This window comes from Methylobacterium sp. J-030 (assembly GCF_022829545.1).
GTDB lineage: Bacteria > Pseudomonadota > Alphaproteobacteria > Rhizobiales > Beijerinckiaceae > Methylobacterium.
This window is the reverse complement of the sequence record NZ_JAKSYM010000403.1, coordinates 115,917-138,616: the sequence shown is the minus strand read 5'-3', so window position 1 is coordinate 138,616 and position 22,700 is coordinate 115,917. Positions and strand designations below refer to the sequence as shown.

19 protein-coding genes and 1 pseudogene are annotated in these 22,700 nt (G+C 71.6%); 6 read left to right on the top strand and 14 right to left on the bottom strand.

Annotation, left to right across the window (positions count from 1 at the left end):
* Nucleotides 1-119, top strand: a pseudogene (locus MKK75_RS34590) (IS110 family transposase); the annotation flags it as partial.
* A gap of 284 nt (nt 120-403) precedes the next feature.
* On the opposite strand, the gene minC reads toward MKK75_RS34590, so the two are convergent.
* Entirely contained in the window at nt 404-1,171 is a 768-nt protein-coding gene (gene minC, locus MKK75_RS34585; protein WP_409567651.1) for a septum site-determining protein MinC, read from the bottom strand.
* Nucleotides 1,172-1,282: 111 nt separating this feature from the next.
* Between minC and addA the strand changes: the two genes are divergently transcribed.
* Together addA and trxA are read left to right on the top strand one after the other, a co-directional pair.
* The gene (addA, locus tag MKK75_RS34580) at nt 1,283-4,768 is read left to right on the top strand and encodes a double-strand break repair helicase AddA (protein ID WP_244046988.1); all 3,486 of its coding nucleotides are present in this window, start codon (nt 1,283-1,285) and stop codon (nt 4,766-4,768) included.
* A gap of 191 nt (nt 4,769-4,959) precedes the next feature.
* Complete coding sequence (gene trxA / locus MKK75_RS34575; protein ID WP_243925026.1) at nt 4,960-5,283, top strand: thioredoxin; 324 nt, start codon at nt 4,960-4,962, stop codon at nt 5,281-5,283.
* A gap of 117 nt (nt 5,284-5,400) precedes the next feature.
* On the opposite strand, the gene MKK75_RS34570 is transcribed toward trxA, so the two are convergent.
* The 4 genes from MKK75_RS34570 to trpA all read right to left on the bottom strand — a co-directional run bounded on the left by MKK75_RS34570 (nt 5,401) and on the right by trpA (nt 9,790).
* A complete protein-coding gene (locus MKK75_RS34570; RefSeq protein ID WP_244046987.1) occupies nt 5,401-6,297 on the bottom strand; it encodes an outer membrane protein in 897 nt (298 codons plus the stop codon).
* 234 nt (nt 6,298-6,531) lie between these two features.
* Complete coding sequence (locus tag MKK75_RS34565) at nt 6,532-7,857, bottom strand: bifunctional folylpolyglutamate synthase/dihydrofolate synthase (RefSeq protein WP_244046986.1); 1,326 nt, start codon at nt 7,855-7,857, stop codon at nt 6,532-6,534.
* Nucleotides 7,858-7,867: 10 nt separating this feature from the next.
* Nucleotides 7,868-8,764, bottom strand: a complete 897-nt coding sequence (gene accD, locus MKK75_RS34560) for an acetyl-CoA carboxylase, carboxyltransferase subunit beta (protein ID WP_244046985.1) — start codon at nt 8,762-8,764, stop codon at nt 7,868-7,870.
* Between the two features lie 186 nt (nt 8,765-8,950).
* Nucleotides 8,951-9,790: a tryptophan synthase subunit alpha gene (trpA, locus tag MKK75_RS34555; RefSeq protein WP_244046993.1), complete on the bottom strand. Its 840-nt coding sequence runs from the start codon at nt 9,788-9,790 to the stop codon at nt 8,951-8,953.
* A gap of 358 nt (nt 9,791-10,148) precedes the next feature.
* Here trpA and MKK75_RS34550 point away from each other — a divergent pair, with 358 nt between their 5' ends.
* The gene (locus tag MKK75_RS34550) at nt 10,149-10,811 is read left to right on the top strand and encodes an HAD-IA family hydrolase (RefSeq protein WP_244046984.1); all 663 of its coding nucleotides are present in this window, start codon (nt 10,149-10,151) and stop codon (nt 10,809-10,811) included.
* Between the two features lie 84 nt (nt 10,812-10,895).
* The gene (locus tag MKK75_RS34545; RefSeq protein WP_244046983.1) at nt 10,896-13,580 is read left to right on the top strand and encodes an MGH1-like glycoside hydrolase domain-containing protein; all 2,685 of its coding nucleotides are present in this window, start codon (nt 10,896-10,898) and stop codon (nt 13,578-13,580) included.
* Here MKK75_RS34545 and MKK75_RS34540 read toward each other — a convergent pair.
* The 8 genes from MKK75_RS34540 to MKK75_RS34505 form a co-directional block, all read right to left on the bottom strand.
* Nucleotides 13,543-13,950 (bottom strand): MucR family transcriptional regulator, encoded by a 408-nt coding sequence (locus MKK75_RS34540; protein WP_244046982.1) that lies wholly within the window; start codon nt 13,948-13,950, stop codon nt 13,543-13,545. The genes MKK75_RS34545 and MKK75_RS34540 overlap by 38 nt on opposite strands.
* Nucleotides 13,951-14,213: 263 nt before the next feature.
* Nucleotides 14,214-14,930, bottom strand: coding sequence for an LrgB family protein (locus MKK75_RS34535; RefSeq protein WP_244046981.1), 717 nt, complete (start codon nt 14,928-14,930; stop codon nt 14,214-14,216).
* Nucleotides 14,931-14,933: 3 nt separating this feature from the next.
* Nucleotides 14,934-15,338 (bottom strand): CidA/LrgA family protein, encoded by a 405-nt coding sequence (locus MKK75_RS34530; RefSeq protein ID WP_244046980.1) that lies wholly within the window; start codon nt 15,336-15,338, stop codon nt 14,934-14,936.
* A gap of 14 nt (nt 15,339-15,352) precedes the next feature.
* Nucleotides 15,353-15,814 carry a TerB family tellurite resistance protein gene (locus MKK75_RS34525; RefSeq protein ID WP_244046979.1) on the bottom strand — a complete coding sequence of 154 codons (462 nt, stop codon included), beginning with the start codon at nt 15,812-15,814 and terminating at the stop codon, nt 15,353-15,355.
* Between the two features lie 123 nt (nt 15,815-15,937).
* Entirely contained in the window at nt 15,938-16,588 is a 651-nt protein-coding gene (locus MKK75_RS34520) for a DJ-1/PfpI family protein (RefSeq protein ID WP_244046992.1), read from the bottom strand.
* 145 nt (nt 16,589-16,733) lie between these two features.
* The gene (locus MKK75_RS34515; RefSeq protein ID WP_244046978.1) at nt 16,734-17,426 is read right to left on the bottom strand and encodes a TenA family protein; all 693 of its coding nucleotides are present in this window, start codon (nt 17,424-17,426) and stop codon (nt 16,734-16,736) included.
* A gap of 1 nt (nt 17,427) precedes the next feature.
* On the bottom strand, nt 17,428-18,102 hold the full coding sequence (locus tag MKK75_RS34510; RefSeq protein ID WP_160533823.1) for a response regulator: 675 nt from the start codon (nt 18,100-18,102) through the stop codon (nt 17,428-17,430).
* Complete coding sequence (locus tag MKK75_RS34505; RefSeq protein WP_409567650.1) at nt 18,099-19,580, bottom strand: ATP-binding protein; 1,482 nt, start codon at nt 19,578-19,580, stop codon at nt 18,099-18,101. The genes MKK75_RS34510 and MKK75_RS34505 overlap by 4 nt, the downstream gene beginning before the upstream one ends.
* A gap of 250 nt (nt 19,581-19,830) precedes the next feature.
* Here MKK75_RS34505 and MKK75_RS34500 point away from each other — a divergent pair, with 250 nt between their 5' ends.
* Nucleotides 19,831-20,658, top strand: a complete 828-nt coding sequence (locus tag MKK75_RS34500) for a hypothetical protein (protein WP_244046976.1) — start codon at nt 19,831-19,833, stop codon at nt 20,656-20,658.
* A gap of 284 nt (nt 20,659-20,942) precedes the next feature.
* On the opposite strand, the gene MKK75_RS34495 is transcribed toward MKK75_RS34500, so the two are convergent.
* The gene (locus MKK75_RS34495) at nt 20,943-22,697 is read right to left on the bottom strand and encodes a DEAD/DEAH box helicase (protein WP_244046975.1); all 1,755 of its coding nucleotides are present in this window, start codon (nt 22,695-22,697) and stop codon (nt 20,943-20,945) included.
* Nucleotides 22,698-22,700 lie beyond the last annotated feature (3 nt).

The window sequence follows — 22,700 nt, the reverse complement described above, 5'->3', positions numbered from 1 at the left end:
GCGACCGCCTCGTGGCCGCCGGCAAGCCCAAGATCGTCGCCGTCGTCGCGGTCGCCCGCAAGCTCCTCACCATCCTCAACGCCATGATCCGGGACCAAAAACCATGGCAAACCGCTTGACCCGAAACACAGTCGCTGAGGTGCCCGCGTCAGCGGGCCTCGAAGGAGGGCTCCAGGGATCGCGCGGCCGGGTGGAGGGCTCCTTCGAGGCCTCCGCTTCGCTTCGGCACCTCAGGATGAGGCGGTGGGTTGGACAACCGATCCGAGGTTCCGTCGCTGCGTCGTGTACCGATCGCGTTGCAATCGTGCGCGGCTCTAAGCCTTTGGTGTGACGCGCTCTTTTGCGCCGGACCGGTATCCACTTCGGCGGAGAGCGCTCTGGAGACCGAGCATCGCGCGAAGACCTACCCCCGTTCGAACAGGTTCAGCTTGATCGCATCCTCCAGGAGCCGCACCTCCACGGCCTGCCCGCGAAAGGCCGGATCGAGGTCGTCGGCAGCCCGGTAGAGGCCGTCGATGGCCACCAGCTCCGGCTCGAACCGGCGGCACCAGATCCGCGCCGCGGGATTTCCGGCGGCGCCTGCGATCGCCCGGCCGCGCAGCGCCCCATAGACGTGGATCGAGCCCCCCGCGATCACCTCGGCCCCCGAGGCGACGGCACCCAGCACCGTGACGTCGCCCTCGAGATGCAGCACGGTCTGGCCCGAGCGGACGGGCGCATCGAGGATCAGCGAGCGCGCGGTCTCCCGCGCGGCCGGCTCGGGCGCCGAGGATCCGCCCGGCGCCGACTCGTCCGGCGTGGCGATCTCCCCGGCGGCCCGCCCGCCCGACAGGGCCGGAGGCGTCCCGGCCCCTAGAAGAGCCGGTGGCGCGCCCTCGATCCCGAGGATCGGAATGTTGCGCGCGGCGAGATCCGCCAGCAGCCCGTCGAGATCCTCCCGCGTCATCCGCAGGCCCGCGAGGTCGAGGATCACCGGGCGCCCCGCGAAAAAGTTCGGCGCGCGGCGGTTCAGGGCGTCGAGGTCGCCGAGCCAGTCGGCTACGGGCGGGATCGGCGCCAGCACGGTCGCCATGAAGGAGCGGCCGCGGAAGCGGATCGGCGGGCGCGCCGGCTCGGATGTCGGCTGGGTCACGGGCGTCTTCGATGTCGCTGCAATCGTCCCTGCATCCATGCTTTGCCGGCGCGTGCGGGGCAATCCCGGCGCGCCCCGTGTGACGCCAAGGCGAGGCGTTGAGCGCATTTCTGTTGTAGAGAGGGGCGGCATCCGACCTGGACGGGACCGTTGAGCAGCCTCCAGATCCAAAAACCCTTCGTCGTCGACGACCTGACGCGGGCCAACCAGCGCCGGGCCGCCGATCCCCGGTCCTCGGCCTGGGTCTCGGCCAATGCCGGCGCCGGCAAGACCAAGGTGCTCACCGACCGCGTGGTGCGCCTGCTCCTCGACGGGTCGCCGCCCGGGCGGATCCTCTGCCTCACCTTCACCAAGGCTGCGGCCGCCAACATGGCGATCCGTGTCTTCCGCCTGCTCGGACGCTGGGTGACGCTCGACGACGCGACGCTGGCGGCCGAACTCACCGAACTCACCGGGGAGCGCGCCGGGCCGGAGCGCCTGCGCATGGCCCGCCGGCTCTTCGCCCGGGCGGTCGAGACGCCGGGCGGCCTCAAGATCGAGACCCTGCACGCCCTGTGCGAACGGCTGCTGCACATGTTCCCCTTCGAGGCGAACGTGCCGGCCCGCTTCGTCGTCCTCGACGACACGAAGGCCCGGGAGATCTTCGAGATCGAGATGGCCAACGTCCTGGCCGACGCGGTCTCGAACGGCGACACGCCGCTCAGCGCCGCCCTGGCCCGGGTCGCCCCGGAGGCGACGGGCGATGCCCTGCGGGCAGCGATCCGCTCGGCGCTGCGGGCCCGGGTCTTCGTCGGCGATGCGGCCGGCCTGGACGCTGCCTTCGCGCGCCTGCACGGGGCGCTCGGGCTCGAAGCCGAGGAGAGTGCCGAGCGGATCGAGGCCGCGATCCTCGATGGCGGCCCCGGATGCCGGGCGGAGGACAGGGCGGCCCTGGTCGCGGCACTCCGGACCGGCAAGGCCAACGACGAGAAGCTCGCCGACGCCCTCGCGGAGGCGGAGGCCGAGCGCGCGCGTTCCGAGGGGCTGCCGGACCGGGCCGAGGCGCTCGCCCTGTACCGGTCGGTGTTCTTCACCCAGAAGGACGAGCCGAAGGCCGACGGCAGCCTCGGCACCAAGGCCGTGCCGGCCGCCGCCAAGGAGGCACTGATCGCCGAGCGCGACCGGCTGGAACCCCTGGTCGACCGCCTGCGCGCCGCCCGGGCCCATGCCCGCACCCAGGCCCTGTTCCAGCTCGCCGCCGAGATCCACCGCCGGGTGGAGGCCCAGAAGGCCAGGCTCGGCGCCCTCGATTTCGACGACCTGATCCACAAGGCCCTCGACCTGCTCGGCCGGGTCGGCGCCGGCTGGGTCCTGTACAAGCTCGACCGGGGCATCGATCACGTCCTGGTCGACGAGGCGCAGGACACCAACCCGGAGCAATGGGCAATCCTGCGGGCGATCACCCAGGAATTCGCCGCCGGCGAGGGGGCCCGCGTGGGTGCCCGGACCCGCTTCGCGGTGGGCGATCCCAAGCAGTCGATCTACGGCTTCCAGGGCGCGGAGCCGCGGGAATTCGCCCTCACCCGCGCGGCCTGGATCGCGGAATCGCGCTCGGCCGGCCTGACCTTCGAGGACGTGCCGCTCACCCTGTCGTTCCGCTCGACCAGCCTCGTCCTGCAGGCGGTCGACGCCGTGTTCGCGCTGGACGCCCACAACGAGGGCCTGGCCTTCGAGGATACGGTACGCCGGACCGTCCATGCCAGCGCGCGGCCCGGCGCCCCCGGGGCCGTGGAGCTGTGGCCGATCGCCGAGCCGGAGCCCGCGGCCGAGCCCGATGCCTGGACGGCCCCGGTCGACACCCCGGAGACCAGCGCGCCGGCGATCGTCACCGCCCGGCGAGTCGCGCAGGCCGTGCGGACCTGGATCACCGGGGGCGACGCCACCGGGCGGGTCTGGCGCCCCGGCGACGTGCTGGTCCTCGTCCGCAAGCGCGGGCCGGCCTTCGAGGAGGTGATCCGCGCCCTGAAGGGCCTCGGGGTCGCGGTGGCCGGCCAGGATCGGCTGGAGGTCTCGGCCCATATCGCGGTGGCCGATCTCGTCGCCGCCGGCCGGGCCGGGCTCCTGCCCGCCGACGACCTGACACTCGCCACCGCGCTCAAGACGCCGCTGGTCGGCCTGACCGATGACGATCTGGTGCGGCTCGCCGCCCGCCGCGAGCTGTCTGAAACGCTGGAGGATGCCCTCCACCGCCACGCCGCCTCGGGGGATGCCGCGGCAATCCGCGGGCTCGCGGCGCTCTCGGAGTGGATCGCGCTCGCGGGCCTGCACGGCCCGTTCGGCTTCTACGCGCGGCTGCTCGGGCCGATGGGCGGCCGGGCCAAGCTGGTGGCGCGGCTCGGGGGCGAGGCGGGCGATGCCATCGACGTGTTCCTCTCCGCCGCCGCCCAGGCCGAGACGGCCGAGGATGCCCCCTCGCTCGGCGGGTTCCTGGCGCGCTATGTCGGCGCCGAGGCTGGGCACACGGTCAAGCGCGACCTCGAGTCCGGACGCGACGAGGTGCGCGTCATGACCGTGCACGGGGCCAAGGGCCTGGAGGCGCCGGTCGTGGTCCTCCTCGACGGCTGCGAGCCCCTCGGCCGCAACGACCCGCCCCTCCTGCCCTTGGCGGAGCACGGGACCGCGCTGCCGCCGGTCTGGTCCGGCGGGCGGACGCAGGATTGCGCCGCCACCGAGGCGGCCCGCGCGGCCCTGCTCGCCCGGACACGGCAGGAGCACAACCGCCTGCTCTACGTGGCCATGACCCGGGCGGCCGACCGGCTGATCGTGGCGCCGTTCCGCGGCCACGAGCGCGAGACCGAGACCGCGTGGTGCCGGATGATCCGGGCCGGCCTGGAAACGGCGCTCGGCACGGGCCAGAGTGTCGACCTCGCCTACGGCCCGGCCACAATCTGGCAGGACGGCGCCGAGGCGCCGCGGGCCCGCGCGGCATCGCCCATCGCCGCGCCGCCCCTGCCGGAGCCCACTTGGCTCCGCAGCCGCGTGCCGCCGGAGCCGGAGGTTCAGACCCTCAATCCGTCCGGGGCGCTCGCGGCTGCCGACGGCGCCCGGGTGCCCCCGCCGCGCCTCGCCGATGCACAGGCAAGGCGGCGCGGCATCCTGATCCACGCCCTGCTGCAGCACCTGCCCCGGGTCGAGCGCGGGCGGCGGGAGGCGGCCGGCCTCGCCTTCGTCCGGTCCCGGGCGCCGGGCCTGCCCCGGCCCGCCCATATCGCGATCGTGCGCGCGGTCCTGCGGATCATCGACGACCCGGATCTCGCGCCGCTGTTCGCCCCGGAGGCCCGCGCCGAGGTTAGCCTGTCGGGCCGGGTGCGCACGGCGGACGGCGAGCGGGTCGTCCAGGGCCGCCTCGACCGGCTCTGCGTCACCCCCGACGCAGTGCGGATCGCCGACTTCAAGACCGGGCGGCCGCCGGATCCGGATGCCCCCCTGCCCCCCGCCGAGGCCGGCCAGATCGCCCTCTACGCGCGCCTCCTCGGCCAGATCTATCCCGGCCGCACGATCCGGCCGATGCTGGTCTGGACATCGGGGCCGGTGATCCGGGCGCTCGACGAAGGCGATATCGCGGCGGCGCTGGAGCGGGCCGGGATCGCAGCGTGACGCCGATCCTGGCCGGACCCGAGGGGATATGCGCCAGCGCACACGCGTGAGGCCTGTCCCCATGGGGGATCATACTGGCATCTCCGGACTTCTTGACCGGACACCGGCCCGTCGCCAATTCTGGTCGGACCGCGCGGGCCCCTGCCCGTCCGACGCCGCCCCCGAGGCGGCGACTTCCGAAGGGTGACGTTATGGCGACCATGAAGGTAACCGACGCGAGCTTCGAGCAGGACGTTCTCCAGTCCGCCGAGCCCGTCGTGGTGGATTTCTGGGCGGAGTGGTGCGGCCCCTGCCGCCAGATCGGCCCCGCCCTCGAGGAGATCGCCACCGATCTCCAGGGCAAGGTGAAGATCGCCAAGGTCAACGTCGACGAGAACCCGCAGATCGCCGCGCAATACGGCATCCGCTCGATCCCGACGCTGCTCCTGTTCAAGAACGGCGAGCGCGTGGACCAGAAGGTCGGCGCCGCGCCGAAGGGCGACCTGTCCCGGTGGATCGGCGCCCAGACCGCCTGAGCGGACCACGCCGACGACAAAAGGAAAGCCCGGCCGCGAGGCCGGGCTTTCTCGGTTTCGAGCCCAGTTTATCGTGTCTCCGATCCCGGGCTGAGGCCCGGGATCGGTCCTCCGGTCTCAGTACGAGCCGAACTTGTAGTTCAGGCCGGCGCGGACGACGGCGAAGTCGTTCGTGTTGCGGTTGCTGCCGGAGACGGCATAGACCGGCAGGAACGCGCCGTTGACGGCGGCGGCGCCGACCAGCGGCAGACCCGTGCGGTTGCGGTCGAGGCTGACGTACAGACCTTCGACCTTCACGGTCACCGCCGAGGAGCGGAAGAAGTTCAGGAACGAGTCGGTGGGCAGGGCGAACTCGGCGCCGCCGCCGACCGTGTAGCCGGTCTTGAAGTCGTCGCGGCGGCCAGCGAAGTTCTGGAACGCGATGTTCTGCGTGCCGTCGTTGGTGCCGGTGGCGTAGGCGAAGCCGCCGGTGGCGTACACGAGGGTGCGGTCGAAAGCGTAACCCAGACGGCCGCGGACGGTGCCGAAGAAGTCGAGGGTGTTCAGCGTGCCGTTGACCGGGAGGAAACCGGCATTCACGGCGCGGGCGTTCGTGGCGTAGCGCGGACGACCACCGAAATCGAGGTACTGCGCGTCAGCCTCGAAGCCGACCACGATGCCCGAGCCCGGAGTGAACTGGTAGTTGTAGCCGATCTGGCCGCCGCCCGAGAAGCCTTCGCGGTTGTTGCGGTTGTAGAGCAGCACCGAGCCGTTCGGGGCCAGGGCCTGGTAGGGCACCAGGCCGGCGCCGGTCAGGACGGCCGGGCTGCCGGCGGTCTGAACGAACCCGCTGTTGTTGGAGCGGCTGCTGGCATCGAACGCGTAGCCGGCGTTGATACCGAAATAGGCGCCCGTCCAGGTGAAGACCGGCACCGGCGTGAATACCGGCGGCGGCGCCCGGCGCGGAAGGTCGGCGGCGGACGCAGCAGCCGTCAGTGCCGTAAACGCCGCAAGAGCCGTGATAAGTTGCTTCATTACTGTGATCCCCAGCATTAGCCCGATCGGTTTCAATTTAGGCAATCGAGTCTGCCGGGGATGTAGCTTGTCCGCCACAGCGGGGGGAAAGCGTGAGCGTGCGGCGACTTTGACCGGGTCGATTACGGCAAATGGACGACGCCACGGTGGCAGGGCACCGGAAATCCTGAGGCGTCTAGGGTCAGTAATGGCACGCGCCCCGGGCGAATCGGTTACTTCCCGATCGCCGTGGCCTCAGACCGGCGGCGTGTCGTTCGCGGCGAGCACCAAGCCGGCCAAGTGAAGCGAGCCGCAGATCAGGATGCGCGGCGGACGCTCGAAGGCGATGTCCTTGACCATCGCGAGGGCCGCCTCGATGCTCGGCGCCGCGTAGGTCGAGAGGCCGACGCCCTCGCCGATCCGGGCGACTTCCTCCGCGGGGCGCGCCGCCAGCGTGCCGCTGATCGGCACCGCCACGAGGGCGCGCGCCAGCCCGACGAAGTTGCGCAGGAACCCGTCGGCGTCCTTTGTGCCGAGCAGGCCGACGATCAGCACGAGCGGCACGTCGCTCTTCTCGCCGAGATCTGCCATGGCGGCAGCGAGGATCCGGCCACCGTCGATGTTGTGGCCACCGTCGAGCCACAGCTCGGTGCCGGGATCGAGCTGCGCGGCCAGCCGCCCGCGGCCCAGGCGCTGGAGCCGGCCCGGCCACTCGACCTCGGTGAGCCCCTTCTCCAAAGCGGTCGTGCCGATGTCGCCAAAGCCCGCCGCCCGCAGGGCCGTGATCGCCGTGCCGGCATTGACCAACTGGTGGCGCCCGGCGAGGCGGGGGCGCGGCAGGTCGAACAGGTCGGTCTCGTCCTGGTAGACGAGCCGGCCGCGCTCCTCATGCACGGAGAAATCCTGGTTGCCCACGCGGATGGGCCCGGCCCCGATCTCCTCGGCGCGGCGGCACAGCACGGCGTCGGCCTCGGCGTAGTCCTGGGCGGCGATCACCGCCGGGCAGCCGCGCTTGAAGATCCCGGCCTTCTCGGTCGCAACCGATTCCACCGTGTCGCCGAGATACTCGGCGTGGTCGCGGCCGATGGGCGTGACCACCGCGCAGGCGGGCTGCGCGATCACGTTGGTGGCGTCCAACCGGCCTCCGAGCCCCACCTCCAGCAGGAGGACGTCGGCCGGGCTCTCCGAGAACAGCACCAGGGCCGCCGCCGTGGTGATCTCGAACATGGTGATCGGCTCGCCGGCATTGACGGTCTCGCAGCGCGCGAAGGCGTCGGCCAGCCGGTCCTCGTCCACGAAATGGCCGCCGCCGATCCCGCCGATGCGGATCCGCTCGTGGAAGCGCACGAGATGGGGCGAGGTGTAGACGTGGGCGGCGAGCCCCCCGGCTTCGAGGATCGCCCGCATGAACGCGATGGTCGAGCCCTTGCCGTTGGTGCCGGCGACGTGGATCACCGGCGGCAGGCGCCGCTCCGGATGGTTGAGCCGCGCGAGCAGCCGCTCGATCCGACCGAGCGAGAGGTCGATGGTCCGCGGGTGCAGCGCCAGGAATCGCGCCATCAGGGCGTCGGACGAGGCCATCGCGCGGGCTTTACGCCGCCTCGGCGGCCGCGACCGGCGCCGCCGGCTCGGCGACGTTGGTCAGGAGGCCGCAGAGGCGGGTGATGGTTTCCTTGAGCTGATGGCGATGGACCACCTGATCGACCATGCCGTGCGCGCGCAGGTATTCCGCCCGCTGGAACCCGTCTGGCAGCTTCTCGCGGATGGTCTGCTCGATCACCCGGGGGCCGGCAAAGCAGATCAGCGCCCCCGGCTCGGCGAGGTGCACGTCGCCCAGCATGGCGTAGGAGGCGGTGACGCCGCCGGTGGTGGGGTTCGTCAGCACCACAATATAGGGGAGCCGCGCCGCGTTGAGCCGGCGCACCGCCACGGTGGTGCGCGGCATCTGCATCAGCGACAGGATGCCCTCCTGCATGCGAGCCCCGCCGGAGGCGGCGAACAGCACGTAGGGCGTCCGCTTTTCCAGCGCGGTCTCGGCGCCGCGCACGAAGGCCTCGCCCGCCGCCATGCCCAGCGACCCGGCCATGAAGCCGAATTCCTGCGCGGCGAGGGTCATCGGCAGTCCGCCGACCCGGCCGAAACCGATCTTGAACGCGTCCTGCATCCCGGTCTTGGCGCGCGCCTCCTTGAGCCGGTCGACGTAGCGCTTCTCGTCGCGGAACTTCAGCGGGTCGGTGGCGGCCTCGGGCAGCGCCACGTCGATCCAGGTGCCCTCGTCGAACATCATCCTCAGACGCGCCTGGGCGCTCATCTTGAGATGATGTTCCGAGCCCGGAATGACCCAGTGGTTGGCCTCCACCTCCTTGTGGAACACCATCTGGCCCGTATCCGGGCACTTGACCCAGAGGTTCTCAGGCGTCTCGCGCTTGAACAGGGTCTTGATCCGGGGGCGCACCACCTCCGAGATCCAGTTCATCGGTTCGACCATAGCCTCGCGTCCGTCCGCTTCGAGCCCGCGCCAATATCAGGTGGCGGGCGCTTCACCGCCAGGGTCGGCCAGGAAATCCGCCGCTTCGGGCCGTTCCCGATCGCGTTGCGACCGGGAACGGCCCTGTATCCGTGATGTGCAGCGCTCGCATGCGCCGAACCGGCATCCACTTGGGCGGCGAGCGCTCTAGGCCGCCCGCTCCACCGCCGCCGCGCGCACGCCCTCGGCCAATTCGCGCACCAGCCCCGCCACCGCCGGGACGGTGCCGGCCTGCGACCGGCCCTCGGCGTCGAGGGAGCGCACCAGGGCATCCACCAGCGCCGAGCCGACCACGACGCCGTCGGCGCCCTTCGCGATCGCCGCCGCGTGGGCGCCGGTCTTTACGCCGAAGCCGACCACGACCGGAAGGTCGGTGTGCTGGCGGATGCGCGCCACCGCCTCAGAGACCTTGCCGAAATCCGGCGTCGCCGTGCCGGTGATCCCGGTGATCGACACGTAGTAGACGAAGCCCGCCGTGTTCGCGAGCACCGCCGGCAGGCGCCGCGCATCGGTGGTCGGCGTCGCGAGCCGGATGAAGGCCAGACCCTTGCCGAGCGCCGGCAGGCACAGCTCGGCATCCTCCTCGGGCGGCAGATCGACCACGATCAGACCGTCGACGCCGGCCGCCACCGCGTCCTCCAGGAAACGATCGACGCCGTAGGTGTGGATCGGGTTGTAGTAGCCCATCAGAACGATCGGCGTGGCCGCGTTCCCGGCGCGGAAGCGGCGCACGAGGTCCAGGGTGCCGGCGACGGTCTGGCCGGCCTTCAGGGCCCGCAGGCCCGCCGCCTGGATGGCCGGGCCGTCCGCCATCGGGTCGGTGAAGGGCAGGCCGAATTCCAGGATGTCGGCGCCGGCGCCCGGCAGGGCGTTCAGGATCCCCAGGGAGGTCTCGGGATCGGGATCGCCCGCCATCACGTAGGTGACGAGGACGGCCCGGTTCTCCGCGCGGGCGCGGGCGAAGGTGGCGTCGATGCGGCTCGGCATGGGTCGGGCAGGGTTCGCGGTTGCGGGCATCCGGGGTTGCCTCCCGCGCTACACCAAAGCCGACCGCCCGTGAAGCGGGCGGCGGGGGCGATAGGGGCGCCGCTGCGCGGCGAGTCCCGTGCTGGCTCCCGGGTCGCATTCCGCAGGCGCGCCATGCGCCCGGGAAAGGGCGTCGCGTTTCGAGAGGAACCGCCACCCTTTCCCGGACAGGTGGAGCGACAGCGGAGCCTGATCTGGGACCTAGCACAGGGAGATGCCGCGCAGCGGCGCAATACCTTCACCATCAGTCGTGACGACGCTCGGCTCCCCTGCGCGCATCCTGGTTGCTGCCGAGGCAGCCCACCATTAGCGGTCCGCCATGATCATCAACCTCCCATCGCGCCCCTTCGCGGCGCTGCTGTTCGACATGGACGGCACGCTCATCAGCTCGATCGCCTCGGCGGAGCGGACCTGGTCGCGCTGGGCCGCAGCGCACGGGCTCGACGTGGCCGCGTTCCTGCCGACGATCCACGGGGTGCGCTCGGTCGAGACGATCCGCCGCCTCGACCTGCCGGGTGTCGACCCGGAGGCCGAGGCCGCCGCGATCACCGCGGCCGAGATGGAGGATGTCGGCGACGTCACCGAGATCCCGGGCGCGCGGGCCTTCCTGGCGGGGCTACCGCCGGAGCGCTGGGCGATCGTCACCTCGGCCCCGCGTGCCCTGGCCCTGCGCCGCCTCGCGGCGGCCGACATGCCGGCCCCCGGGCTTATGGTCGCCGCCGAGGACGTGACCCAGGGCAAGCCCGCGCCGGACTGCTTCCGGCTGGCGGCGCGCCGACTCGGCATCGCCGCAGGGGATTGTTGCGTGTTCGAGGATGCGCCCGCCGGGATCCGAGCCGCCGAGGCGGCCGGCGCGGCGATCGTGGTGGTGACCGCGATCCATCGGGAGCCCGTCACCGCGGGACATCCCGCCATCGCGGATTACCGCGGCCTCGCCGCGGTCGCGGGCTCGGACGGGATCCGCTTGACGATAGACCGGTAATGCCATCACGGCCGGGCGTTGACTTTCCGTGCCGGACGCGCAGCCCTACTCAGCGCTCGAGAGCCGGATCCGGAGCAGCGGCAGATGACCAAGCCCGACGGCATGAGGCCGAGCCTGTTCGAGACCGAGGAAGGCCGCCGGCTCGTCGCGGCACGGACCGACCCGGCCTGGCGCCGCTGGGGGCCGTATCTCAGCGATCGGCAATGGGGCACCGTCCGGGAGGATTACAGCCCCGCCGGCGACGCCTGGGACTACCTGCCCCACGACCATGCCCGGTCCCGGGCCTATCGCTGGGGCGAGGACGGGATCGGCGGCTTCGGCGACCGCCATCTGAACTGGTGCCTGTCGCTCGCCCTGTGGAACGGTCGCGACCCGATCCTGAAGGAACGCCTGTTCGGGCTGACCAACCAGGAGGGCAACCACGGCGAGGACGTCAAGGAGCTCTACTACTACCTCGACGGTACGCCGACCCACGCCTTCATGCGGATGCTCTACAAGTATCCGCAGGCCGAATTCCCCTACGACCGCCTCGTCGCCGAGAACGGCCGCCGCGGCCTCGACGATCCGGAATTCGAATTGCTCGACACCGGCGTGTTCGACGGCAACCGCTACTGCGATGTCGAGATCGCCTACGCCAAGGCGGCGCCCGACGACATCCTGATGCGGGTCACCGCCACCAACCGGGGACCGGAGGCCGCCGCGCTCACGCTGCTGCCGCAGCTCTGGGCGCGCAACACGTGGTCGTGGAAGCAGGGCACGCCCAAGCCGGAGCTGATGGCCGGGTCCGACGGGTCGATCTGGGTGCGCCATTCCGAGATCCCGCCGATGCGCTTCTTCGCCGAGGGCGCGGCGGAGCTGCTCTTCACCGAGAACGAGACCAACACGCATCGCCTGTTCGGTTCAGGCCCCGTCGCGGGCTTCTACAAGGACGGGATCGACGCTTGCGTGGTCGGCGGCGATCAGGCGGCCGTCAACCGCCTGTCCGGCACTAAGTGCGCCGCCCGTTACGATCTGCATCTCGGCCCCGGCGAGAGCCGTACCCTGCGCCTGCGCCTGCGGTCCGAGACCGCCCCGGGCGAGCCGTTCGCGGATTTCGACGCCGTCTTCGCCACCCGCGAAGCGGAGGCGGACGCCTTCTACGCCGCCCTGCAGGCGCCGATCGCCGATCCCGAGCTGCGGCTCGTCCAGCGGCAGGCGCTCGCCGGCATGCTCTGGTCGAAGCAGCTCTACCACTACGACGTGCGCGAGTGGCTCGCGGGCGATCCGGCCCAGCCCGCCCCCGCCCCCGAGCGCCGGCACGGGCGCAACGCCGACTGGGCGCATCTTCGCGCCAACGACATCATCTCGATGCCGGACGCGTGGGAATACCCCTGGTTCGCGTCCTGGGACCTCGCCCTCCAGGCGAACGTGTTCGCGCTGATCGACCCGGATTTCGCCAAGAACCAGCTCCTCCTCCTCGTGGACGAGGCCTACGCGCATCCGAACGCGGCGCTGCCGGCCTACGAATGGGGGTTCGGGGACGCCAACCCGCCGATCCACGCGCTGGCTGCTTGGCGGGTATTCGACCTCGACCGGGCGCTCACAGGCACGCCGGACCACGTCTTCCTCAAGCGGATCTTCAACAAGCTGACCCTGAACTTCACGTGGTGGGTCAACCGCAAGGATGCCGACGACCGCAACCTGTTCCAGGGCGGCTTCCTCGGGCTCGACAACATCGGCATCTTTGACCGGTCGAAGCCGGTGGGCGACGGCGCCAGCCTCACCCAGTCCGACGCCACCGCCTGGATGGCCGCCTACGCGCTCGCGCTGATGCGCATCGCCATCGAGCTGGCGCTCCGGGACCCAACCTACGAGGACATGGCGGAAAAGTTCTTCGAGCATTTCCTCCTGATCGCGGCGGCGACGGGCGACGGCGTCTGGGACGAGGCGGACGGCTTCTTCTACGACGTGATCGAGACCCGCGCGGGCGCACGCCTGCCGATCCGGGCGCGGACCCTGGTCGGCCTGATCCCGATCCTCGCGGTGGCGACGATCAACGAAAGCGACCTGGACGAGCTGCCGGCGCTGCGCAACCGGATGCTGTTCTTCCTGAGGAACCGTCCCGACCTCGCCTCCCTGGTGTCGCGCTGGGACGAGCCCGGCCAGGGCCGGACCGCGCTGCTCTCGCTGCTGCGCGGGCACCGGCTGAAGGCGCTGCTTCACCGCGCCCTCGACCCGGACGAGTTCCTGTCCGATCACGGCCTGCGGGGGGTGTCCCGCGTCTATGCCGAAAAGCCCTTCTGCTTCGCCTGGGACGGACGCGATCTCGGCCTGACCTACGAGCCCGCGGAATCGCGCTCGCGGCTATTCGGCGGCAATTCGAACTGGCGCGGGCCGGTCTGGATGCCGGTCAACTACCTGCTCATCACCGCCCTGCACCAGTTCCACGAGTATTACGGCGCGGATTTCCGGGTCGAGGCACCGACCGGCTCGGGGCGGACCTCGTCGCTCCGCGAGATCGCCCTCGATCTCTCACGCCGCCTAATTGGCCTCTCGACCCGGGGCGCCGACGGGCGCAGGCCGGTCTACGGCGAGAGCCGCCTGGAACAGGACGATCCGCATTTCCGTGAGCTCGTGCTCTTCTACGAATACTATCACGGCGATACCGGCCGGGGCGTGGGCGCCTCCCATCAGACCGGCTGGTCCGGACTTGTGGCGCTGCTGATCCAGGACGTCGCGACCGCTGCGGCGCCTACTCCGCCGCCGCCTTCATCCGCAGCCGCTGGTTGACCCCGATCTGGCGCGAGATATCCGAGCGCCGGGCGCTGTAGGTCGCCGAGACCAGCGGGTAATCGACCGGCAGGCCCCACTTGGCCCGGTAGGCCTCCGGCGTCAGCCCACGGAGGGTCAGATGGCGCCGCAGAGTCTTGTAGGGTTTGCCGTCCTCGAAGCTGACGAGCGCGTCGGGCCGGATCGAGGCCCGGATCTGCGCCTCGCTCGCGCGTCGGGCCGGCGGCTGCGCCGGGCGGTTCAGGGCCAGGATCGAACGGTGGACCGTGACGAGCAGATCCGGCAAGTTATCGGCGGGGACACTGTTGCGCGTGACATACGCGCTCATGATCCGCGCGGCGAGGTCGATGCTCGGCTGGTTGGTCCGCATGGCGCCTCCTCCATACCGTCGGAATTCGACGGGGCGTTTTTGCGCGCATTGCGGTGCCGACAGTCTGTCGAGGCTGGATTGTCGGACTCGCTACACAACCAATGCGCGATTTATTTATGGCATTGTTCTACCTTAGATACACAATCGCGGTCAACGTCGATTCAGCATCCGCGCCACTTGGGGCTGTGCCCGATCACGGCAATGTCGGGCTCTGCGGTCGCGATCCGGTCCGCGGCTTCAGCGCCGCGACGGCCCGCGCGCCCCTAGAACAGCAGGTGTAGCGCCAGCGGTGCGAGGATCGCCGTCAGGAAGGCGTTGAGACCCATGGCGATGCCCGCGAAGGTGCCCGCCACTTCGCTCACCTGGAAGGCCCGCGCCGTGCCGATGCCGTGAGCCGCGAGCCCGGCCGCGAAGCCGCGGGCGCGCATGTCGTGGATCTTCAGCGCGTTCATCATCGGCGTCACGAGGATCGCCCCGATGATGCCGGTGAGGATCACCAGGATCGCGGTCAGTGTCGGATCGCCGCCGAGCGCCTCCGCGATGCCCATGGCGACGCCGGACGTCACCGATTTCGGGGCGAGCGAGACGACGACCGGCTGCGGGATGTCGAGCAGCCGGGCCAGCGCGATCACGACGGCGAGCGTCGTGCCCGCACCCGCGGCCAGCGCCGCGAGCATCGGCACCAGCGCCCGCTTGACCGTCGCTCGCCGCTCGTAGAGCGGCATGGCCAGCACCACGGTGGCCGGCCCGAGCAGGAAGTGCACGAACTGCGCCCCCTCGAAATAGACTGGATAGGGCGTGCCGGTCAGCGCCAGCACGCCGCCGACCAGCGTCACCGTGATCAGCACCGGGTTGGCGATCGGGTGCCGGCCGGTCGCGGCTGCGATCCGGTCGGCCAGGACGTAGGCCGTCAGCGTCACCGTCAGCCACAGCAGCGGCGTCTTGGCGAGGTAGACCCAGAGGGAGAAGTCGCCGCTCACGGGTCAGGGCTCCCCATCGGGCCCCGGCCGCTCGACCCGGGCCGCCACCGCGCGGAACACCAGCACGGTGACGAGCAGCGAGAGCGCCGTCGATACCACCAGCACGATGGCGAGCTTCACGCCCTGCGCCCGCAGCAGGTCGAGGCGGCCGACAACGCCGACGCCCGCGGGGACGAACATCAGCGACAGGTTCAGCAGGAGCCCCCGCGCAGTGTTCTCCAGGGTGCCGTCGGTCAACGGCTTCGGGAGACAGCGCGGCAGGCCGAGCCGCCCGCTGTCGCGCAGCAGCAGGAACCCGAACATCAAACCCATGCCGATCACCGGTCCGGGGATCGGCGCGTGGGCACCGCGGGCGATCGCCTCGCCCACGAGTTGCGCCAGCAGAATGAGTGCCAGGCTCGCGATCATGGCTCCGGCCGCCCTTACGCCAGCCCGGCCTGCTGCTGGCCGGTCCGGCGCGCGGACGCGATGGCGCCCTCGTCGAAGCCGAGGAGCCGGCCGAGCCGCTCCACCAGGGCCTCCTCGAACTCGTCGACCCGGCCGTCCGCCGCCGCGACCGACCACGCCATGGTCAGGAGGGCTTGGCGTTCGGCCTTGTTGGCCTCGTGGGGGATCATCTCGACGAGGCTCGCCACGTCCCGGGTCTCGGAATCCATCGCGGTGGCGCGCGCGATCAGCGCCCGCGCGGCCTCCGGCCCGTCGGCGTAATGGCCCTGCACGAGGCGGGACAGGCGCTCGCTCTCGGAGGCCGCCAGGATCCCGTCGACCCGCGCCACGTGGACGAGGAGCGCGGTGGCGGCGAGATGCGTGTCGTCGACGGTCTCGTGCGTGCCGACGCCGAGGGCCTCGGCCGCGTAGGCGCGCAGGCGTGCGATCAGGGACATGGGTGCTCCGATCGAGAACTTCGGCAGATCTCGCAGCGCACAGTTCGGGCCGGCGCCACCCGCCGTCAAGGACGGGAACGCGGAAGGGCGCCGGGCGTGGCCGCGCTGCATCGCCCCCGAGCTTCAGCGCCGCGCCGCCTCGGTCGACCCGGCGACCAGGTCCGCCAGGATCGCGTCCGCCGCACGAACGACGTCCGGCCCGGCCTCCGCGGGGGTGCCGGACCGGAACGGCGGGTCCGGGGCGTATTCCGCGACGAGCTGCGCAGTGCGGGCGTAGGCGGGTCCGCGCAGGCGGGCGGCGAGCGCCAGCCCGAGGTCGAGCCCCGCCGAGATCCCCGCCCCGGTGACGCGGTTGCGATCGACGACGACACGCTCCGCCACCGGCACGGCGCCCAGCAGCGGCAGCACCGCGTCGCGCACGCACCAGTGCGAGGTGGCGCGGTAGCCCCGCAGCAGGCCGGCCGCGCCCAGGATCAGCGATCCGGTGCAGACGCTCGTCACCCAGGCGGAATGCGCGGCGCGCCCGCGCAGGAAGTCGAGGAGCCGGGCGTTGCGCATCTGCGCCGGCGTGCCGTCGCCGCCGGGTACGAACAGGACGTCGAGCTCCTGCGGGCAGGTCTCGAAGGTGTCGGTCGCCATCAGCGACAGGCCGCTATCGCTCGCGACCGGGCCGGCGGACTCGGCGACGAGATGCAGGCTGCCAGGCGCCAAGCCGGCGAGCAGTTCCTGCGGGCCGACGAGGTCGAGGGCGGTCAGACCGGGAAAGAGCAGCATCGCGATCCGGACCGGCCGGTCGTCCGGGATCGGGCCGGGCGCGTCGTCTGCCCGAGCGCGGGCTGGCCAGACGGACGCCGCCGCGGCGGCAGCGGCCACGAGATCCCGGCGGCTCGGACCCGCCGGCCCGGTCACGGCCAGCGCGTCACAGCGGCCAGCCCGCGTCGCGGTAGGCGCTGTCCCAAAACAGCCATTCGAGCCGGGTGGCCTGCGTGAAGGCGTGGTGCATGCGCGCCCGCTGGTTGACGGTCACGTCCTCGGCCGCCCGGTCGGTGGCCCTGATCATGGCGGCGACGGCCTCGGCGAAATCCGCGCCCGCATAGGTGTCGATCCAGGCCCGATACGGGTTGCCGACGGCGGCGCGGGCGAAGATGTCGTCGCCGACCGCCTTGTAGATCCAGAAGCACGGCAGCAGGGCGGCGCAGACCACCGGGAACGGCTCGGCATAGGCGGTGGCGAGCAGGACGTTCACGTAGTGATCGCAGGCCGGCGTCAGCGGCGTGGCGGCGAACGTCTCGGGCGCGATCCCGTAATCGCGAAAGAAGCCGCCGTGCAGGGCGCGCTCCACCACGATGGCCTCCTGCGCGGCCGCGGCGAACTGCACGATGCCCTCCGGATCCGGCGCCTTCGCGGCGGCGAGGCTCAGCGCTCGGCCGAAGCCCACGAGGTAATGCGCGTCCTGTACGATGTAGTGGCGGAACTTGTCCTGCGGCAGCGTGCCGGCGGCGAGTTCGGCGTTGAACGGCATCGACCGGATTTTTTCGTAAGCCGCGGCATTGCGCGCCCAGGCCTCCGCGGAGAACGAGCCGGGGCCGCCCTGTCCAACGTCGTCGGCCATGTCAGCCCTGCCTCTGGGCGTGCGTGACGGCGACGTGGATCAGCTCGGCGAGCGTCCGGACGCCGAGCTTCTGGCGCATCTGCGAGCAGGCGTTGGTGACGGTCTTGTAGCTCACCGACAGGTCGCTTGCGATGGCGCCGTAGGACCGCCCCTGCGCGAGCCGCGCCAGGATCTGCTGCTCGCGCGGGGTGAGCTGCGACTCCGGCGTGCGCCGGGCGTCGGCCCGCAGCATCGCGACCTCGGTGGCCAGCCGCCGGTCGAGGTAGACCTCGCCGATCCGCACCTTACCGAAGGCCTCGAACAGCTCCGCCGAGGCGTGGTCCTTCAGGACGTAGCCGAGCGCCCCGGCTTCGAGCGCGCGGGCCACGATCACCGGATCGTTGTGCATGCTGAACACGAGGATGCGCGTCTCCGGCGCCACCGCGCGGATCCGGCGGATCAGGCCGAGGCCGGCCATGCCGCTGCCCTGGAAGGTCAGGTCGCAGATCACCACCGGCGGCCGGAGCCGGTGGAAGATCCGGTAGCCGCCGACCACCGTGGTCGCCTCCGCGATGGTCTCGACGCCGGCATCCTCCAGCACGCGGCGACAGCCCTGCAGGACGATCGGGTGATCGTCGATCACGAGGACCGGCAGGCGGGTGGCGGCGATGTCGATCTGGGAGGCGATGGCGTTCATGCGCTCGGCGCGGTGCTCTCGTCGCCCCGGTCGGGCGGAACGGGGATCGTGATCCGGACGATTGCGCCGGGGCCGGCATTGTCAAGGGCGAAGGTGCCGCCCAGGGCCTCGACGCGCTCGCGCATTCCCGAAAGGCCGAGCCCCGTGCCGTGCTCGATCGAGACACCGGGATCCGGTATGCCCTTGCCGTTGTCGCGGATGGTCAGGGTGAGACGCCCCCCCGCCTCGGCGGCCTCGGCCTCGACCCGGGTGGCGGCGCCGTGTCGCACGGTGTTGGTGGCGCTCTCCTGGACGCAGCGGAACACGGTGAGATCGACGAGATCGCCGTAGCCGCGCGCCAGACCGTCGAACCGGCCGACGAAGGCGAGGCCGGGGTGGCGCTGGGCGAAGCCGCGCAGGAGCAGGTCGAGGCAGGTCGCGAGCGGCGCCTGCCCGAGGCCGTGCGGCCGGAGACGGTTCAACAACTCCCTGTTGACGGTCTGGACCTGCCCCACGATGGCGCTGATCTCGGCCGCCCGGGCGGCGAGTTTTTCGCGACTCGGCTCGCCCGGCCCAGAGGCGATCCGGGCGATCGAGGCGGCATTCGCCTCCAGCGCGAATAGGCAGGGGCCGAACTCGTCATGCAGTTCGAGGGCGGTGCGGCGGCGCTCGTCGTCCTGCGCGGTGAGCAACTGCCGGTTGAGGCGCCCGTTGGCGGCGCGGACCTCGCCCAGCGCCGCCGCCACCTTGTTGAACCGCTCGGCGATGACCGCCAGTTCCCGGGCGCCGGGGGGCTGCAGGCGGGCGGTGTAGTCGTGGTGCTCCAGTTGGGTCAGGCCGGCGCCGAGCCGCCGCAGGGGCGCCAGGATGCGGCCGAGGGCGGCGTAGAGCGCGACCAGCATCGCGAGGTTGATCGCCGCGGTGGTCAGCGAGAGCGCCCTTGCGTAGCCCCAGATCTCGTCGATCTCGTCGAGGGGCTGGGTGGTGATCTGCGCCATGCCGAGTTGCTGCCCATTCACCGTGATCGGGAGGGTGTGGCGCTCGATCGGCGGCATGATCAGGTCGGCGAACCAGCGCGGTGCCTCGCGGGCGGTACGGTGGGTCGCAATGGCGCTGCCGACGCGCGCGCCGGCATTGTCGAGGACGGCGACCCGGACATGCCGCAGCACCTTAAATCGCAGGTCGAGGGTCTGGAGCAGGCTCTCCGGCGGGGTCGTATCCGACAGGCGGATCGTGTCGGCGACCAGCGATTCCACGGTCGCGAGCGAGGCTCGGGTCTCGACCCGCACGGCATTGCGGGCGTTGAAGACGATCACGCCGCAGGAGATCAAGGCTGCCAGGGCATCGATGAGCAGCACCACGGCGACGAGCCGCGCCCGGGTCGACCAAGCGGCCCAGGGCCAGCGTCCGGCCCGGGTGGCGGGCTTATCGGGCATCGGGAGATGTGTCGGTTGCGCATCCACAGCGAGACCCATAGCCGGCGGACGGCCGAAGTCCATGCCGTCCCTGCCCGGCCATCGCCGCCGCCGGTCTTCCGACCGATGACGAATTGTTAAGCCGTCGCTGCATATCCTGTGGATAGAAGCGTCTCGACTGAGACCATCTAGAATTCGGCTCGACATCTTTGCGCCGTATTGCGGTTCCTCTACTGGCGTCAGAGTCGAAACACCTCCGGCTCGATGGAGGGCGGCGATCGGTTGAGGGGAGCCCGGTCGCACGCGTCATGTATCGTGTCAGAGGCCCCGGACCATGATCGACCTCGCTCTGGACCCCTCTGAAACTCGAGAGAACCGGATTCCGCCCGCGCGGACCCGCCGCGGGCTCGATCTGCGCGTCGTCCTGTTCGGCCTGGCCGGAATCGGCGTGCTCGGCGGCTTCGGCGTCGCCGCCTCGACGCTGATGGCCGGGCTTGCCGCGCCGCCCCCGATCAAGGTCATCGCCACCTCCGGCCGTGCCGCCGATTGGCCCGACCTGAAGGACGGGCTTCCGGCCGTGGCCGGAACCGTGGCGGCGGCCGCCCCGGAGGCGAAGCCGGCCGAGCCGGTGGCGCAGGCCCCGCGCATGGCCGCCCTGCCCGAGGCGTTCACCCCCGCCGCCCTGCCGAGCAAGCCCCCGGCCGCGCCGCCTCCCGCCAAGGCCGCGGACGCCGCCGTCCCACCGACCCGGCGCATCCCGACGCCGACCCCGGTGGCGCCGCTCGCTGCGGCCCGTCAGGTCGTGCCGCTCCCGCCGAGTCGCACGGCCGCGCTTCAGACGCCGCGCCCGTCCGAGACCGTGCGGGCTCACGCCGTGGTCGTGCCGGCCGCACAGCCGACTCCGAAGCCGGTCGCCGCAGCACTGGAGAAGGCTGCCAAGCCGGCACCGAAGGCCGTCGCCGCCAGGCCGGCACCGACGCCGGCGGCATCGACGAAGACGGCCGACAAGACCAAGCGTACCGCCACCGTCGCGTCGGCAGAGCCTGCCGAACCCGAGGAGACGGAAGTGCTCGGGATCAAGCTGCCGTCCCTGGCGCCCGCCGGACGGAAGCTGAAGGAGAGCGTCGACGCCCTTGGCGATGCGGTGAAGAGCGTATTCTGAGCGCTCGCCCCGGCCACCGGATCGACCCCGCGAGCGCTGGCCGCCACGGCAGTCTAATCCTCATCCTCCTCTGAACCCGGGTGGATCCCATCCACCCTCCTCATCCTGAGGTGCGGCGGAGCCGCCTCGAAGGAGGGCTCCAGAAGCCTCTGCGATCCGTGGAGCCCTCCTTCGAGGCCTGCGCTGCGCTCCGGCACCTCAGGATGAGGGGGTGGATTGGGCAGCCGTCCTTCGAAAGAGCTCGATTGCGTGCCTGAACGCGATCGGGAACAGCTCTAGTCGTCTCAGCCCCGGCCCGAATGGCGGCCCGGCTTGTTTTCCGAACGCGGCCCGGGCCGCTCAACCTTGCGCTGATGCTTGCCCGCGCGAGGGCTCGCGAACCCCTTCGGTCCGCCCGGCCGACCCTGCCGTTCCGCCGGCGCCCCGTCCCCCGACAGCGCCTCGACCTGGATCTCGGGCGAACCGTTGCGGGCAAACGCCTCGGCGAAGCGCGCCGCCGCGTTGCCGCGCACCTCGAACTTGGTCTCGCGGTCAAAAATCCGGATCGCCCCGATCTCCTGACGGTCGACGCCACCCCTCCGGGTCAGCATCGGCAGCAGGCGGCGCGGGTCGGCGTTGTCGCGCCGGCCGAGATTGAGCCGGAACCAGACCGCCGGCCCCATGGCGGCGATCCGCTCCGGGTCCATCGGATCGTAGGTCGGCCGCTCGCCCCGCGGGGCACGCCCCTCCCCCGGGTCGCTGACCTCCTCGGGTGCCGGCAGGCGGGTGCGGTAGACCCGGGCGAGCAGCGCGGCCAGTTCCTCCGGGCTCTTGCTGGCGAGGAGCGTCCCGGCCAGCGCGACATCCTCCTCCGCGGGCGGCTCGGCGAAGAGCGGGTCTTCGAGCATGCGCTCGCCGTCGAGCCGCCGGATCTCGTCGGCCGAGGGCGGCCCGCACCATTCGGGGGTCACCTTGGCGATGGCGAACATCTGCTCGGCCCGGCGACGCCGGGAGTTCGGGATCAGCAGGACCGAGGTGCCCTTGCGCCCGGCCCGGCCGGTGCGGCCGCTGCGGTGCTGCAGCACCTCGGCGTCGTGCGGGAGATCGGCGTGGATCACGAGGCTGAGCGACGGCAGGTCGATGCCGCGGGCGGCGACGTCCGTGGCGACGCAGACCCGGGCGCGGCCGTCGCGCAAGGCCTGGAGCGCGGCGTTGCGCTCGCCCTGGCCCAATTCGCCCGAGAGCGCGACGACGGAAAAACCGCGCTCGGTCAGGCTCGCCTGCAGGTGGCGAACGGCATTGCGGGTGTTGCAGAACACGATCGCGGTCGCGGCGTCCGCCGCGCGCAGCAGGTTGAGCACCACGTGCTCGGTCTCCCGCGGCATGATCCGCACCGCCCGATAGGCGATGTCGGCATGCCCCCTCGTCTCGCTCTTGATGGCGAGCCGCAGGGCGTCGCGCTGGTAGCGCTCGGCCAGGGTCTCGATGGCCTTGGGCAGGGTCGCGGAGAACAGGTAGGTCGCCCGCTCCGGCGGCGTCGCCGAGAGGATGAACTCAATATCCTCCCGGAAGCCGAGATCGAGCATCTCGTCGGCCTCGTCGAGCACCACGGTGCGCAGCGCGGTGGGATCGAGGTTGCGCCGCTCCAAGTGATCACGCAGGCGGCCCGGCGTGCCGACCACGATGTGGGTGCCCTCGGCGAGCATCCGGCTCTCCCGGCGCGGGTCCATGCCGCCGACGCAGGCGGTGATCCGGCCGCCGGCCGCGCCGTAGAGCCAGGACAGCTCGCGCTGGACCTGCAGCGCGAGCTCCCGCGTCGGGGCGATCACCAGGGCGAGCGGCGCCGCGGCGGGCGGCAACGTCTCGGCGTCGCCGATCAGCATGCCGGCCATGGCGAGGCCGTACGCGACGGTCTTGCCGGAGCCGGTCTGGGCGGAGACGAGGAGGTCGCGGGCGCCGGCCGCCGCCTCCAGCACCGCGGCCTGGACCGGGGTCGGATCGGCGTAGCCGCGTTCGCTCAAGGCCCGCGCGAGGGGGGCGGGCAGGGTCGGGAAAGGCAAGCT

Coding starts and splice junctions, on each gene's coding strand:
- minC (WP_409567651.1), bottom strand. CDS start 1,171: ATGGATGCAGGGACGATTGCAGCGACATCGAAGACGCCCGTGACCCAG.
- trxA (WP_243925026.1), top strand. CDS start 4,960: ATGGCGACCATGAAGGTAACCGACGCGAGCTTCGAGCAGGACGTTCTC.
- MKK75_RS34570 (WP_244046987.1), bottom strand. CDS start 6,297: ATGAAGCAACTTATCACGGCTCTTGCGGCGTTTACGGCACTGACGGCT.
- MKK75_RS34565 (WP_244046986.1), bottom strand. CDS start 7,857: ATGGCCTCGTCCGACGCCCTGATGGCGCGATTCCTGGCGCTGCACCCG.
- accD (WP_244046985.1), bottom strand. CDS start 8,764: ATGGTCGAACCGATGAACTGGATCTCGGAGGTGGTGCGCCCCCGGATC.
- trpA (WP_244046993.1), bottom strand. CDS start 9,790: ATGCCGAGCCGCATCGACGCCACCTTCGCCCGCGCCCGCGCGGAGAAC.
- MKK75_RS34550 (WP_244046984.1), top strand. CDS start 10,149: ATGATCATCAACCTCCCATCGCGCCCCTTCGCGGCGCTGCTGTTCGAC.
- MKK75_RS34545 (WP_244046983.1), top strand. CDS start 10,896: ATGACCAAGCCCGACGGCATGAGGCCGAGCCTGTTCGAGACCGAGGAA.
- MKK75_RS34540 (WP_244046982.1), bottom strand. CDS start 13,950: ATGCGGACCAACCAGCCGAGCATCGACCTCGCCGCGCGGATCATGAGC.
- MKK75_RS34530 (WP_244046980.1), bottom strand. CDS start 15,338: ATGATCGCGAGCCTGGCACTCATTCTGCTGGCGCAACTCGTGGGCGAG.
- MKK75_RS34525 (WP_244046979.1), bottom strand. CDS start 15,814: ATGTCCCTGATCGCACGCCTGCGCGCCTACGCGGCCGAGGCCCTCGGC.
- MKK75_RS34520 (WP_244046992.1), bottom strand. CDS start 16,588: ATGCTGCTCTTTCCCGGTCTGACCGCCCTCGACCTCGTCGGCCCGCAG.
- MKK75_RS34515 (WP_244046978.1), bottom strand. CDS start 17,426: ATGGCCGACGACGTTGGACAGGGCGGCCCCGGCTCGTTCTCCGCGGAG.
- MKK75_RS34510 (WP_160533823.1), bottom strand. CDS start 18,102: ATGAACGCCATCGCCTCCCAGATCGACATCGCCGCCACCCGCCTGCCG.
- MKK75_RS34505 (WP_409567650.1), bottom strand. CDS start 19,580: ATGGACTTCGGCCGTCCGCCGGCTATGGGTCTCGCTGTGGATGCGCAA.
- MKK75_RS34500 (WP_244046976.1), top strand. CDS start 19,831: ATGATCGACCTCGCTCTGGACCCCTCTGAAACTCGAGAGAACCGGATT.